Below are 14659 nucleotides of genomic sequence, written 5' to 3' on the forward strand. Positions count from 1 at the left end.
ACGTCGGAGGATCATGCGGCCCCGAGCTTCTCCAGGATCAGCTCACGGGCGCGGCCGGCGTCCGCCTGTCCACGCGTCGCCTTCATGACGGCACCGACCAGCGCACCGGCCGCCGCCACCTTGCCGCCGCGGATCTTCTCGGCGACGTCGGGGTTGTCGGCGATCGCCTGGTCGACGGCGGAGCCCAGCGCGGAGTCATCGTTGACGACCTTGAGTCCACGCGCCTCGACCACGGCGTCGGGTTCGCCCTCACCGTTGAGGACACCCTCGATGACCTGGCGCGCGAGCTTGTTGGTGAGCGCGCCCTCCGCGACCAGCTCGACGACCCGGGCGACCTGCGCCGGGGTGATCGGCAGCGCGGACAGCTCGATCTCGTTCTCGGTGGCGCGGCGGGAGAGCTCGTTCAGCCACCACTTGCGGGCATCGGCGGACGGTGCTCCGGCGTCGACGGTGGCCGAGACGAGGTCGATGGCGTCGGCGTTGATGAGGTCGCGCAGCTCCTCATCGGACAGGCTCCACTCGGCCTTGATGCGGGCGCGCTTGGCCGCGGGCAGCTCGGGCAGGGTGGCGCGCAGCTCCTCGATCCACTCGGCGCTGGGCGCGACCGGCACCAGGTCGGGGTCGGGGAAGTAGCGGTAGTCCTGAGCCTCTTCCTTGCTGCGGCCCGATACGGTGGTGCCGCTGTTCTCCTGGAAGTGGCGGGTCTCCTGCACCACGTGCTTGCCGGCGTCGAGGACCCCGGCCTGCCGCTCGATCTCGTAGCGCACGGCCCGATCGACGGAGCGAAGCGAGTTCACGTTCTTGGTCTCGCTCCGGGTGCCCCACTCGGTGCCGCCGCGCGGCATCAGCGAGACGTTGACGTCGCAGCGCAGCGACCCCTCTTCCATGCGGACGTCGGAGATCCCCAGGGAGCGGGCGAGGTCGCGCAGCTCGCTGACGTAGGCGCGGGCGACCAGCGGGGCCAGCTCACCGGTGTGCTCGATCGGCTTGGTGACGATCTCCAGCAGCGGGATACCGGCGCGGTTGTAGTCGACGATGGAGTAGTCGGCACCGTGGATGCGACCGGTGGCACCACCGACGTGGGCGGTCTTGCCGGTGTCCTCCTCCATGTGCACGCGCTCGATGTCGACCCGGAACTCCTTGGGGCCGTCGGGGGTGTCGACCGTGACGTCGAGGTGCCCGTCCACGCAGATCGGCTCGTCGTACTGGGAGATCTGGTAGTTCTTCGGCATGTCCGGATAGAAGTAGTTCTTCCGGGCGAAGCGGCCCCACGGGGCGATCGAGCAGTTCAGCGCCAGGCCGAGGCGGATCGCGCTCTCCACGGCCTTGCCGTTGACCACCGGCAGCGAGCCGGGCAGGGCCAGGCAGACCGGGCAGACCTGGGTGTTGGGCTCGGCCCCGAAGGTGGTGGAGCACGAGCAGAACATCTTCGAGGCGGTCCCCAGCTCGATGTGCGTCTCCAGGCCGAGCACCGGTTCATAGGACCGCATGGCGTCGTCGTACGCCACCGGCGCAGGACCGCCGTTGGTGCCAGGGCCGCTCGTTACCGCGCCAACCATCGCCGCACTATCCGTTTCCGTCTTCCCAAGCGCCCCGCTGCGCGCCGTCCCGCCGGTGGGGACTTTCCGACATGTGCTGTGGGACCGGTGGCCCCGTCCCCGCTCAACCGGCCGCCGACGGGGACACCACGAAGCCTACCGATCCTCCGGGCCGCGCCATGCACGAACGCGACGCGAAACCCGCCGTGAGCTGCGCCATGCCTGCGTATGGGCGTTCTTGTCGTTGTGTCACAGCCCGCGCACGATTCGGCGACTCCTCCGTGCTTTCACCGAACCGGGGGGAGCCCGGCGGCTATCTTGGGACCGCAACGATCTCCCGCCCTCCTGCCCGCCTCGTTCCTGCTGTCATCGGTCCCAGGAGCCCGCCTGTCAGGGAGCCAGTCACGCATGCGAGACATCCTGCGGCGCTGTGGCGCGGTGCTGAGCACCGCGGCCGTCCTGTGCCTGGGCGCCATGCCGGCGGAATCCGCTGACGGCATCGCCCGGGTCGACCGCGATCCCGTACCTGGAGACACGGTCCGGTTGTCCGGCGGTACCGATGTCGAGACCTCCCTGTACCACCTGCGCGTGGACGGCGCCACGTCGCTGCCGGCCTACTGCGCCGACATCAGCACCAGCGTGGACCGCACGGCGGCCTACACGGAGGCGTCCTGGGAGACGGACCCGGCGGGCCGCGGCATCGACCCCGGCCCTGTCAGCTGGATCGTGCGCAACTCCTATCCGCGGGTCGACCTCGACGACCTGCGCGCGGACAGCCGAGTCACGCGGCTGGGCAAGCGCCAGGCCATCGCCGGGACGCAGGCCGCCATCTGGCACTACACCAACGACATCGAGCTCGGGAACGCGCTGAACCTCGGCGACCGGCGGTCGGCGGCGGTGCGCGCGCTCTACGACTACCTGGTCGCCGCGGCCGACGAGAGCGGTACCGCCCCGCCCGTGCCGTCCGTGGCGGTGACGCCGGAGCGGATCGAGGGGGCCGACCCCGCCGAGCCGCTCGGCCCGCTGACCGTGCGGACGACGGACGACGCGCCGGTCGCGGTCTCGGTGAAGGGCGCGCGTTCGGCGCGGCTCACCGATGGTGAGGGGACCGCGATCACCGAGGTGGCCGACGGCGGATCGTTCTTTGTGGAGGTGGATCCCGCCGTTCCGGAAGGTATCGCGACCGTGTACGCGCGGGCCGAAAGCGCGGTCCTGGCGACCGGCGGGCTCTTCACCGGTAAGGACGGGGTGCGGACCCAGCCCCTGATCACCGCGGACTCCGGCAGATCCGCCCGCACGGCGTCGGCCAAGGTGGACTGGAGCGGCGACAGAGGCATCGAGGAGTCGGCCAAGGCCCCGTCCGCGCCCGCCACCCCGCCGCCCTCCGACGCCGAGTCCGGTCCCCCGGCGGCCCCCTCGCCGTCGCCCCCGCCCTCCCCCGTACCCTCCAGCTCCCCCAGCGGTGTCGTCGTCGCGGACGACCGCCGCCCGGAAAGCGAACTGAGCCTGACCGGCACCTGGGCGGGGTCGCTCATCCTCGGCGGGGCGGCGCTGCTGGCCGTCGGCGCGACTGTGATGTATCTGTCCCGGCGCAACCACCGAAAGTAGCCGTCCCACGCGGCCGCGGAAGGTTTCCGCAGGTCGTTACGGACATCGACGATCCAATTAGGTACCGACCTATTCCGGGTCTCCTGAGAAAGACGGCGTCCGAATTGGGACCTCCGCCCCCATCTGACCTTGGGAATCACCAGAACGCACCGCCCAAGGTGCTACAAATAGGGCAGACCGCAGCAGATATCCGTCTTTTTTGCGACGACTGTTGGAAGGCCGGAAACGGGTCGCTAGTATCAGGCGGTGCGGTCTGGAAAGCTCGCCGTCGCGGTCCCGTGACCCTCACCGCGAAACCGGCGATTGACAAACACGCCCCCAGGGCGTGCCACCTACATCCAATGTTGTGGCCGAACTACCGCACATGACGCACCGGACCCGCGTCGCCGCCTGGCGGAACACGCGGCCCGGGCCTTGCGGCCACACCTGTCATCCGCGTTGGACAGCACCGGATGACACCATCCGGTTCCCCTAGTTCTCACCGGGACACAACTTGATCGACACGATGAACCCCCACAGCCCCCACCGCCGCGGCCGTGCCCTGACCACGGTCGCCGCGACCGCCACCGCCGCGCTGCTCGCGTTCGGCGTCGCCGCCTCTCCCGCGCTGGCCAACGCCGCCCGCGGGACCTACGTGGGCAACGCCGTCAACGGCCCGCACCTCTACTTCGAGGGCACGCACCAGAGCGTCCGGCCCAGCCTCTTCAACCTCAAGCTCGAGGGTGGCGAGACGCTGCAGACCTACTGCATCGACTACGAGACCCAGATCATCGGCGGTGCGAAGTACGAGGAGAACGAGTGGGCCAACTACCCGGGTAAGGGCGACTTCGCCGACCCGGCCAAGGTCCACTGGATCCTGCAGAACTCCTACCCGACCGTCGGCGTGCAGGCCGTCGCGGAGAAGAGCGGCGTCGCCGGGCTGACCAAGGAGCAGGCGGTCGCCGGTACGCAGGCCGCCATCTGGCACTTCAGCAACGGCACCAAGCTCGACGAGAGCAACCCGCGCAACGACGCAAGCGCCATCGCGCTCTACGAGTACCTCGTGAAGAACGCGAAGGCCATCGAGCAGCCCGAGCCGACCCTCACGATCACCCCGAAGTCCGTCGAGGGCAAGGCCGGGGAGACCATCGGCGAGTTCAAGGTCGAGACCAGCGCCGAGTCGCTGGAGCTGGACCTCACCGCTCCCGACGGCGTCGAGCTGGTCGACCTGGAGACCGGAAAGCCCGTGGAGAAGGTCGCCGACGGCGGCTCCTTCGGTGTCAAGGTCCCCGAGGACGCCAAGCCGGGCGAGGCCACGGTCTCCGCGTCCACCACGGCCGAGGTCAAGGCCGGGCGCCTGTTCAAGGGCGTCGAGGGCCAGAAGGCCACCCAGACGCTGATCACCGCCAAGTCCAGCGAGATCTCGGTCACCGACGAGGTCGCCGTCAAGTGGGCCGAGGCCGACAAGGACAAGCCCACGCCCACCCCGACGCCGAGCGACAAGCCGGGCGAGAAGCCGTCGCCCACGCCGACGCCGGACGACAGCGAGTCCCCGTCGCCGACGCCGGACGACAAGGAGACGCCCGCGCCCAAGCCGGATGACAGCAAGCCGTCGCTCCCGGTGACCGGTGCCGCGCTGACCGGTCTGGTCGCCGCTGGTGTGGCCGCCGTCGGTGCCGGTGGCGGCGCGATCTACCTGAGCCGCAAGCGCCGCAGCGCCACTGACAGCGCCGGAGAGTAAGAGCGGGTCACGCCGCTCAGCGGCTCCGTGCGGAGCGCCTGACGCCCGCCGCCGTAGGACTACGGCGGCGGGCGTTCGTCGTCTTCTCCCCCGGTGGCACCGGTCCGTCGAAGGATCGGCGGTCCATCTCACGCGCCATGCCCGGGAAAGCACGAAGGCCGGGGGCCCGCATCGGACCCCCGGCCGTGTCGTATCGCGTGGCGGCCAGCGGTGGCGCGTCCGCGCGCGGTTCTGCCTACACCGCGTATCCCTCCACTGCGTATTTCTGCACCGCGTATCCCTACACCGCGTAGGGGCTGGTGCTCAGCAGGTCGGCGCCGCTCTTGCTGTTCAGAGCGGCCTCGAAGGCCGCCCCCACCCGGTAGGTGCGGTCGTCGGCCAGGGCCGGAGCCATGATCTGCAGGCCGACCGGCAGGCCGTCCTCGGGGGCGAGCCCGCACGGGACCGACAGCGCCGCGTTCCCGGCCAGGTTGGTCGGGATCGTGCACAGGTCGGCCAGGTACATCGCCATCGGGTCGTCCGCGCGCTCGCCGATCGGGAAGGCGGTGGTCGGCGCGGTCGGCGAGACCAGCACGTCGACGTCCTTGAAGGCCGCCTCGAAGTCCCGCTTGATGAGCGTGCGCACCTGCTGCGCCGAGCCGTAGTAGGCGTCGTAGTAGCCGCTCGACAGCGCGTAGGTGCCGAGCATGATGCGGCGCTTGACCTCCGGGCCGAAGCCCTTGGCCCGCGTCAGCGACATGACCTCCTCGGCGCTGCGCGTGCCGTCGTCCTCGACGCGCAGGCCGTAGCGCATGGCGTCGAAGCGCGCCAGGTTGGAGGAGCACTCACTCGGGGCGATCAGGTAGTACGCGGCCAAGGCGGTGTCGAAGCTCGGGCAGGAGACCTCGACGACCTTGGCGCCCAGGGACTCCAGCGTCTCCACGGCCTCGTGGAAGCGCTGCAGCACGCCGGGCTGGTAGCCCTCGCCCGCGAACTCCTTGACGACGCCGATGCGCATGCCCTCGATGTCGGCCCGCTTGGCGGCCTCGACCACCGGCGGGACCGGGGCGTCGATGGACGTGGAGTCGTGCGGGTCGTGTCCGGAGAACGCCTCGTGCAGCAGGGCGGCGTCGAGCACGTTGCGGGCGAACGGGCCCGGCGTGTCGAGCGAGGAGGCGAACGCGATCAGGCCGTAGCGGGAGGAGCCGCCGTAGGTCGGCTTGGCGCCGACCAGGCCGCAGACCGCGGCCGGCTGGCGGATCGAGCCGCCGGTGTCGGTGCCGGTGGCCAGCGGCGCCTCGAACGCGGCGACGGCCGCCGAGGAACCACCGGAGGAGCCGCCCGGGATGCGGGCGAGGTCCCACGGGTTGCGGGTCACGCCGTAGGCGGAGTTCTCCGTGGAGGAGCCCATGGCGAACTCGTCCATGTTGGTCTTGCCGAGGATGACCAGACCGGCCTCGCGGAGGCGGGCCGTCACGGTGGCGTCGTAGGGCGGACGCCAGCCTTCGAGGATCTTGGAGGCGGCCGTCGTCGGCATGTCGACCGTGGTGAAGACGTCCTTGTGCGCGACGGGGACACCGGCCAGCGGGCCGAGGTCGGCCCCCGACGCCAGGCGCGTGTCGACCGAGCGGGCCTGGGCCAGCGCGGTCTCCCGGTCGATGTGCAGGAAGGCGCTGATGTCGCCGTCGACCTCGGCGGCGCGGTCCAGGAAGGCCTCGGTGACCTGGACGGCGGTATAGGTGCCCGCCTTGACGGCCGCCCCGATCTCGGCCGCGCTCAGCCGGATGATCTCGGCGCGTTCCTCTGCGCTGGTCACTCTTCCTCCCCCAGGATCTGCGGAACGCGGAAGCGCTGGTCCTCCACCGCGGGCGCACCCGCGAGCGCCTCCTCGGGGCTGAGTCCCTGGTGGACCTCGTCGGGGCGGTACACGTTGGTCAGCGGCAGGGCGTGGGAGCTCGGCGGGATGTCGCCGGTGGCGACCTCCTGCACCTTGGCCACAGCCGAGATGATGACATCCAGCTGGGCGGCGAGCTGGTCCAGCTCGTCCTCCTGCAGCGCGAGCCGCGACAACCGGGCGAGGTGAGCGACCTCATCGCGGGTGATGGCGGACATGAATTCTCAAACCGTTTCTTCGGCGGATCGGGACAGGTCAATCCTATGACCGTTGAGGAGGGGCGGGCGTCGAAGCGGGCCGTCCCCCAGGGCGGCGCCGGGGGAACTTCCCCACCGCGTCCCCGCTCACCCTAGGCCGAGCGGGTGGGCTCCTCCGCGGTCAGGTCCAGGCCACCGTCGCGCAGCAGCCACTCGGTGGCCTCCACGGCCTCCATGGGAGGCGCGAAGAACCGGCCCTGGGCGGCGTAGCATCCCATGGCCGCGGCGGCCTTGGCGATGGCCTCGCTCTCCACGCCCTCGGCCACCGCGCGCATGCCCAGCGAGCCGACGAGGTCGACGGCGGAGCTCACGATGACGTGTCCGTCGGGGTCGTCGACGATCCGGCGGATGAACGACTCGTCGATCTTGATCTCCTCCACCGGCAGCCCGTTGAGCCGGGCCAGGGTGAAGTAGCCGGTGCCGAAGTCGTCCAGGGAGAGGGACACACCCAGGTCGGCCAGCGCCAGTATGGTCGGGGTGACGGCCTCCGCCTCGGCCACCATGACGCGCTCGCTGATCTCCAGGCGCAGCGCCTCGGGCCGGACGGCGTGGCGGCGCAGCCCGGCGGCGACGATGTCGGGCAGGGTGGGGTCGAGCAGTTCGCGCGCGGAGAGGTTGACGGCCACCGGCAGCCGGATGCCCTCGGCCTGCCAGCGGGCCACCTGCGGCAGGGTCTTCTCCAGCACCTCGTGGGTGAAGCTGCGCATGAGGTAGGACTGCTCCACCAGCGGCACGAACTCCTCGGGCGGCAGCACACCCCGCTGCGGGTGGCGCCAGCGCACGAGCGCCTCCAGGCCCACCGCCCGGTGCTCCCCGCTCAGGGTCACCTTGGGCTGGTAGAACATCTCCAGCTCGTTTTCGACCAGGGCGCGGCGCAGCTCGCCGAACAGGCTGAGCCGGGCGGTGGAGTTGCGGTCCTTGTAGGGGGCGTAGAGCTCGACGCCGGTGCGGTGCTCCTTGGCGACGTACATCGCGACGTCGGCCCGCTGCATGAGCAGCTCGAAGTCGGGGGCGTGGTTGGGGTAGAGGGCGATGCCGACGCTGGCCTCCAGGTCGAACTCGACGCCGTCGAGGCGCATCGGCTCGGCCAGCGACACCCGCAGCCGCGCCGCCACCTCGCGGGCGGACGCGGCGTCGCGCACCTGGGGGAGCAGGACCGCGAACTCGTCGCCGCCGAGGCGGGCCACCAGGTCGCCGGGGCGCACGCTGTGCGTGAGCCGCCGCGCGACGGTCTGCAGGAGACGATCGCCGGTGGGGTGGCCCAGGGTGTCGTTGACCTCCTTGAACCGGTCGAGGTCGAGCAGGAGCAGGCCGACGCGGTGGTCGCGCTGCTGGGCCTCGCTCAGCGCCTCCTGGGTGCGCAGGATCAGCAGCTTGCGGTTGGCCAGCCCGGTGAGTTCGTCGTGGTTGGCCTGGTGCTCGCGCTTCACCGACAGGGTGGCGCTGGTGTACAGGGCGACCAGCGGCAGGGAGAAGAGCGGGACCAGCCAGATCTCGTGGGTCATGGCGACGACGACGAGCGGCGCGAGGCTGAGCAGGACGCCGTTGACGAACAGGCGCTGGCCCAGGTCGCGGGTGAGGGTGCCGTGCAGCGGCGCGCGCTCGTGCATCGCCACCGCGCACTCCACCAGGACGAGGTTGGTGACGAAGTAACAGACCCCGGCGAGGGCGACGACGAGCAGCTCAGCGCCGTCCGGAACCCAGGGGATCCGCTGTGCGTGGGGGACGATCATCCGGATGACGGCGTCGGCCACGCCGAAGCTGAGGACGTACTGGGCCACGTTGAACGCGGTGCGGTGCGGGGCGTGGCCGCGGGCCATGCCCGCGATCATCGAGGCGATGGCCTGGACCAGCCCGGCCACGGCCAGGCCGTAGAAGATGAGGAGCGCGAACGCGAAGGGGAGGGAGGTCGGTGCCCCGTTGTCGGCCGGGGTGCGCGGCGTGGCGATGGGGCGCAGCTCGCCCAGGACCACCATGCACAGCATCACCCAGATGAGCGGCTGCCCCGCGAGCAGCTGCAACTGGTCCAGGCCGAGCCAGTACAGCGACAGGCCGAGGAGAGCACAACCGGACACCGTGGTGCCGGCGAGGTAGAGCCACAGCGGCGTCCCGACCCGGGGGCCGACATCCCGGGTGTTGTTGGGATCCAACATAGACATCCTCGGGGTGCTTCATGGAGTGCCGCGCCGAGTCGGCGGATCCATCGCGGCGCAGGTACTCCTCACGAAATCTGTCTCAACCGTTCCGGTCACCCCCATGACCGTTACAGCCATCGTCTGCAATCTGCGGGTAAACCCGGTCACCGCCTCACCCTACGATGATTTGTAACCAGGTGTCGCCACACGAGGACTTTTAGTAAGGCAGGCCGGGCCTGGCGAAATTGCCCGATTCACTCCACAATACTGCGACAGGTAGCCTAGTGGTCGCCCATCGTAGAGGGCCAGTGGCATAATCCGGCCGCGCGCCGCCGCCCGGAGGGTCCCGATCCAGGTCAGCGCGCGGCCGTAAAGGTCATTCGGTGGGCAGCCGGCGCTCCATGGCCGCTTCCGGCCCCTTTTCCAGGAGGACGGTGAAGCCGTCCTCGTCCAGGACCGGGACGCCCAGTTTCACGGCCTTGTCGTACTTGCTTCCGGGGCTGTCGCCGACCACCACGAACCCGGTCTTCTTCGAGACCGACGACGTGGCCTTGCCCCCCTGCTCGGCCACGGCCTCCTTGGCGCCGTCGCGGGTGAAGCCCTCCAGAGAGCCGGTGACGACGACTGTGACGCCGTCCAGCGGGCGCGGCCCGCTGCCCGCACCCTCCTCCGCCATTCTGACCCCGGCATCGCGCCATTTCCGGACGATCTCGCGGTGCCAGTCGACCGTGAACCACTCCACGATGGACTGCGCGATGGTGGGGCCGATGCCGTCGACCGACGCCAGCTCCTCTTCGGACGCCTCGGCGATCGCGTCCATGGACCGGAAGTGCCGGGCCAGGTCCTCGGCGGCGCGCGGACCGACGTGCCGGATCGACAGCGCCACCAGCACCCGCCACAGCGGGCGGCTCTTGGCCTGCTCCAGCTCCTCGAACAGCTTCTCGACCGTCTTCTTCGGCTCCCCCTTCTGGTTGGCGAAGAAGGTCACCACCTTGGGCTCGCCCGTCTTGGGGTCGGGCTTGGGCTCGGTGGTGTCGGGGTCCAGGACCAGGGTGCGGATCGGCAGCAGCTGTTCCACGGTCAGGTCGAACAGGTCGCCCTCGTCGGTGAGCGGCGGCTCCTCCGGCTCCAGCGGCTGGGTGAGGGCGGTGGCGGCGACGTAGCCCAGCGCCTCGATGTCCAGGGCCTTGCGGCTGGCGACGTAGAACACGCGCTCGCGCAGCTGCCCCGGGCAGGACCGCGCGTTGGGGCAGCGCAGGTCGACGTCGCCCTCCTTCTGCTGGCCCAGCGGCGAGCCGCACTCCGGGCAGGTCTCCGGCATCACGAAGGCGCGCTCGGTGCCGTCGCGCAGGTCGACGACCGGGCCGAGGATCTCCGGGATCACGTCCCCGGCCTTGCGCAGGGTGACGGTGTCGCCGATGAGCACGCCCTTGCGCTCGACCTCCTGGGCGTTGTGCAGCGTCGCGAACTCCACCTCGGACCCGGCGACGGTGACCGGCTCCATGACGCCGTACGGCGTGACGCGCCCGGTGCGGCCCACGCCCACCTTGATGTCGATCAGCTTGGTGGTGACCTCTTCGGGCGGGTACTTGTAGGCGATCGCCCAGCGCGGGGCACGGCTCGTGGATCCCAGGCGGCGCTGCAGGGCGACATCGTCCACCTTGACCACGATGCCGTCGATCTCGTACTCGGGGTCGTGGCGGTGCTCGCCGTAGTAGTCGACGTACGTGCGCACCTCCTCGGTGGTGGTCACCACGCGGTAGCGGTCGCTGACCGGCAGGCCCCAGTCGCGCAGCAGGTCATAGGCGTGCGACTGGTGGGTGATCTCCACGCCCCGGTGCTCGCCCACCCCGTGCACCAGCATGCTCAGCGGGCGGGTGGCGGTGACCCGGGGGTCCTTCTGCCGCAGCGAACCGGCGGCGGCGTTGCGCGGGTTGGCGAACGGCGCCTTGCCCTCGCCCGTCAGCCGGGCGTTGAGCTCCTTGAAGGCGTCCTCCGGGAGGAAGACCTCACCGCGCACCTCCAGCAGCTCGGGGGCGGGGCGGACGCTCTCGTCGAGCCGGTCGGGGACGACGTCGATGGTGCGGACGTTGAGCGTGATGTCCTCGCCGACCCGGCCGTCGCCGCGGGTGGCGGCGGTGACCAGTCGGCCGTTCTCGTAGATCAGGTCCACGGCCAGGCCGTCGATCTTCAGCTCGCACAGGTAGGCGTCAATGGGGAGCTCGCCGCTGGCGCGCTGCGTCCAGGCCAGGAGCTCATCGGCGCTGAACGCGTTGTCGAGGCTCTCCATGCGCCGCAGGTGCTCGACCGCCGCGAAGTCGACGCTGATGGGCGCGCCGACCTTCTGCGTGGGCGAGTCCTGGGTGATCAGCTCGGGGTGTGCGTCCTCGATGGCGCGCAGCTCGGCCACGAGTTCGTCGTACTCGGCGTCCGAGATGATCGGATTCTGCATGTAGTACCGGTAGCTGTGGTCGTCGATCTCCTGGCACAGCTCGGCGTGGCGCTCGCGCACCGCCGCGGGGATACCGTCAGTGGCCGCCGGTTTTTCCGCGCTCACCCGGGTACGTCCTTTCCTTACCGTCTATCGCCGTGGTTCGTCGCGCAGCACGCGGGCGGCCGTCCGGCACGCCGTGAGCGCCGCGCGCGCGTGGCTCGGGGAGGCCCCGGCCAGCCCGCATGTCGGGGTGGTGACCACCGTCGCCGCGAGTTCCTCCGGGGCGAAGCCGACGCGATTCCACAGCTCACGTACAGGATCGACGGTATCGGCAGCGTCCGACAAAACCGAGTCCGTACTCGCCACGACGCCGAGAAAAAGCCCAGCTCCCGCCTCTACGGCCACGCCGATGTGCTCATCGTGGGCGCGCGTCAGCAGGGTCGCGTCCAGGCTCAGCGCCCGCGCCCCGGAACGGCGCAGCAGGTCGATCGGCGCGGAGGCGGCGCAGCAGTGGGCGAGGGGGAACGCATCGGCGTCGGCGATCGTGCCGAAGAGCCCGCGCAGCCGGTCCTCCACGGTGACGCGGTCGACCGCGGGCAGTCGGCCGTACCCGCTGGCGGTCGGGACGGCGCCGATGAGTACGGACGGCAGGGACGGCTCGTCCACCTGGACCAGCAGGTCGGCGCCGGGAACACGGGTCCGCACGTCGGCGATGTGCGCCCGGACCCCCTCGAGCAGCGAGTCCGTGAGGTCGGCGACGGCGCCGGGGTCGGCGAGCAGCTTCTCCCCGGAGCGCAGCTCGATCCCGGCGGCGAGCGTCCACGGGCCGGCCACCTGGATCTTCAGCGGGCCGCGGTAGGTGTGGGCGTGCTCCTCCAAGGCGTCGACGTCGTAGCGGAGGAAGTCGGTGGCGCGGGCCAGATCGCGGCCGGGGCGCTGCACCACCCGCCAGCCGGTGGGCTGCACCTCGACGGGGAAGTCGACCAGGAGCCCGGAGGTGCGGCCGATCATGTCGGCCCCGGCACCGCGCGCGGGGAGCTCGGGGAGGTGGGGCAGGTCGGGCAGCTCGCCCAGAATCGTGCGGACGGCTTCGCCGGGGTCATCCCCGGGATAGGAGCCGACACCGGTGGAACTCGCCTCGGGCCAGGGAAATCTCGCTTGCGTCACGACGCCCAAGGTTAGAGCACCGCGGGCGGGGTCCCGCCGGTCAGGACACGGCGCGTTCCGTGGGCTCACCGGGGTCGGCGGGCGCCTCCGGCATGGCGGACGCGGCGGCGGCCCTGCGGCGGCGGCGCACCCGGACAAGGGCCACGACCACGGCGATCAGCACGGCGGTGGCGCCCACCGCCAGGAACGGGGAGTGGATGAACAGGTTCCACCACATCGCGATGACGGCGATGCCGCCCAGGCTGTAGACGGCGGCCCAGGCCGTGCAGCCGACGAGCATCGCAACCAGGTAGCGCGGGAAGCTCATCCGCATGGCGCCGGCGGTGAAGTTCACGGCGGTCTGGATGCCGACGGTCAAGAAGGAGAGGGTGACGGCGGGCGGACCATAGCGGTCGATGAGGTCGTGCGCGCGGGTCAGCTTGGTACCGAGGCGCTCGGCCATGCCGGTGCGGTGCAGCCCGGCCCACACACCGCGCCCCAGCCAGTAGGTGGCCTGGGCACGGATGAGCACGATCGCGAACAGCGTGAAGTACACGACCCAGAAGGGCTGACCTTCCAGGAACCCGTACGGCATGCCGCCTCCTCCACACCCTCGCGACCGATAACCACGATAAGGCTAACCTAACTCCGATGAAAGAACGGTGTCAGTCGCGTCACGGCGACAACTCCCCGGACGGCTCGGCCTCCGCCCGAACGACCCCAAACGACGTTGATCTCGGGGATATCGACCGAATAATCGCCGACGTTCGGTCGATATCCCCGAGATCAACGAAAGCCCCGGGAGGTCGGACCCACCGGGGGGTCAGCCCGCCGGAGCCGCCTCCTCGCGGCGTGCGGTCGCCGTGATGGTCGCCGACCCCAGGACGGTGTCGCCGTCATACAGGACGGCCGCCTGCCCCGCCGCCACGCCGGTGGCGGGCTCGTCCAGGTGGATCACCAGTTCGTCGTCGCGCTGCCAGGCCGTGCAGCCATACACCTCGCCGTGCGCGCGCAGCTGGACGGTGCAGGAGGTCGGCTCGATGATCGGGTCGCAGCCGCTCCACACCGGGCGCTGTCCGACGATCTCGTCCACGCGCAGCGACGAGCGCGGCCCCACCGTGACCGTGTTGTTCACCGGCTCGATGGACAGCACGTAGCGGCGGTCGGGCGCCCCGCCCAGGTTCAGGCCCTTGCGCTGGCCGACCGTGAAGGTGTGCGCGCCGTGGTGCGTACCCAGGACCTCGCCGGACTCGTCCTTGATCGGGCCGGGCTCGCCGCCCAGCCGGTTGTTCAGGAACCCCGCGGTGTCGCCGTCGGCGATGAAGCAGATGTCGTGGCTGTCCGGCTTGTCGGCCACCGACAGGCCGCGGCGGTCGGCCTCGGCCCGCACCTCGTCCTTGGTGCAGTCGCCCAGCGGGAACATAGCGTGCGCCACCTGCTCGCGGGTGAGCACACCGAGCACGTAGGACTGGTCCTTGTCGGCGTCGACGCTGCGCACGAGGCGGCCGTCGATCTTGCGGACGTGGTGGCCGGTGGCCACGGCGTCGAACCCGAGCGCGATGGCGCGGTCCAGCACCGCCTCGAACTTGATCTTCTCGTTGCAGCGCAGGCACGGGTTGGGCGTGCGCCCCGCGGAGTATTCGGCGACGAAGTCCTGCACGACCTCGCGGTCGAACTCCTCGGCCATGTCCCAGACGTAGAAGGGGATGCCGATGACATCCGCGGCACGCCGGGCGTCGCGGGAGTCCTCGACGGTGCAGCATCCCCGCGCGCCCGTGCGGTAGGACTGCGGGTTCTTGGAAAGTGCCAGGTGCACACCGGTGACGTCGTGCCCGGCCTCGGCCGCGCGGGCGGCCGCGACCGCGGAGTCGACGCCGCCCGACATGGCGGCGAGTACGCGCAAAGTCATAACGCCTTCCAGACTAATGGCACCGCGGCTCCCAAGAGC

General features: G+C 70.7%; 10 protein-coding genes. 2 read left to right on the forward strand and 8 right to left on the reverse strand.

What is annotated here, in order from left to right:
- Positions 1-11 precede the first annotated feature (11 nt).
- Positions 12-1559 carry an Asp-tRNA(Asn)/Glu-tRNA(Gln) amidotransferase subunit GatB gene (gatB, locus tag CDO52_RS22570; RefSeq protein WP_394296737.1) on the reverse strand — a complete coding sequence of 516 codons (1548 nt, stop codon included), beginning with the start codon at positions 1557-1559 and terminating at the stop codon, positions 12-14.
- Positions 1560-1946: 387 nt separating this feature from the next.
- Between gatB and CDO52_RS22575 the strand changes: the two genes are divergently transcribed.
- Both CDO52_RS22575 and CDO52_RS22580 read left to right on the forward strand, forming a co-directional pair.
- A complete protein-coding gene (locus CDO52_RS22575) occupies positions 1947-3146 on the forward strand; it encodes a thioester domain-containing protein (RefSeq protein ID WP_017621020.1) in 1200 nt (399 codons plus the stop codon).
- 493 nt (positions 3147-3639) lie between these two features.
- A complete protein-coding gene (locus tag CDO52_RS22580; RefSeq protein WP_017621019.1) occupies positions 3640-4866 on the forward strand; it encodes a Cys-Gln thioester bond-forming surface protein in 1227 nt (408 codons plus the stop codon).
- A 280-nt stretch (positions 4867-5146) separates the two neighbouring features.
- Here the strand turns inward: CDO52_RS22580 and gatA are convergent, their stop codons facing one another.
- The 7 genes from gatA to mnmA all read right to left on the reverse strand — a co-directional run bounded on the left by gatA (position 5147) and on the right by mnmA (position 14620).
- Positions 5147-6661 (reverse strand): Asp-tRNA(Asn)/Glu-tRNA(Gln) amidotransferase subunit GatA, encoded by a 1515-nt coding sequence (gene gatA, locus CDO52_RS22585; protein WP_094932680.1) that lies wholly within the window; start codon positions 6659-6661, stop codon positions 5147-5149.
- A complete protein-coding gene (gene gatC / locus CDO52_RS22590; protein ID WP_017621018.1) occupies positions 6658-6957 on the reverse strand; it encodes an Asp-tRNA(Asn)/Glu-tRNA(Gln) amidotransferase subunit GatC in 300 nt (99 codons plus the stop codon). The genes gatA and gatC overlap by 4 nt, the downstream gene beginning before the upstream one ends.
- Before the next feature lie 131 nt (positions 6958-7088).
- Positions 7089-9149, reverse strand: coding sequence for a putative bifunctional diguanylate cyclase/phosphodiesterase (locus CDO52_RS22595; protein WP_094932681.1), 2061 nt, complete (start codon positions 9147-9149; stop codon positions 7089-7091).
- A gap of 358 nt (positions 9150-9507) precedes the next feature.
- Positions 9508-11688 (reverse strand): NAD-dependent DNA ligase LigA, encoded by a 2181-nt coding sequence (ligA, locus tag CDO52_RS22600; protein WP_017621016.1) that lies wholly within the window; start codon positions 11686-11688, stop codon positions 9508-9510.
- A 24-nt stretch (positions 11689-11712) separates the two neighbouring features.
- On the reverse strand, positions 11713-12741 hold the full coding sequence (locus tag CDO52_RS22605) for a methionine synthase (protein WP_026126247.1): 1029 nt from the start codon (positions 12739-12741) through the stop codon (positions 11713-11715).
- A 31-nt stretch (positions 12742-12772) separates the two neighbouring features.
- Positions 12773-13306, reverse strand: coding sequence for a DedA family protein (locus CDO52_RS22610; protein WP_017621014.1), 534 nt, complete (start codon positions 13304-13306; stop codon positions 12773-12775).
- 228 nt (positions 13307-13534) lie between these two features.
- Positions 13535-14620, reverse strand: coding sequence for a tRNA 2-thiouridine(34) synthase MnmA (gene mnmA / locus CDO52_RS22615; protein ID WP_017621013.1), 1086 nt, complete (start codon positions 14618-14620; stop codon positions 13535-13537).
- Between the last annotated feature and the right edge of the window lie 39 nt (positions 14621-14659).

Origin of the sequence: Nocardiopsis gilva YIM 90087 (assembly GCF_002263495.1) — a bacterium.
Taxonomy (GTDB): Bacteria; Actinomycetota; Actinomycetes; order Streptosporangiales; family Streptosporangiaceae; genus Nocardiopsis_C; species Nocardiopsis_C gilva.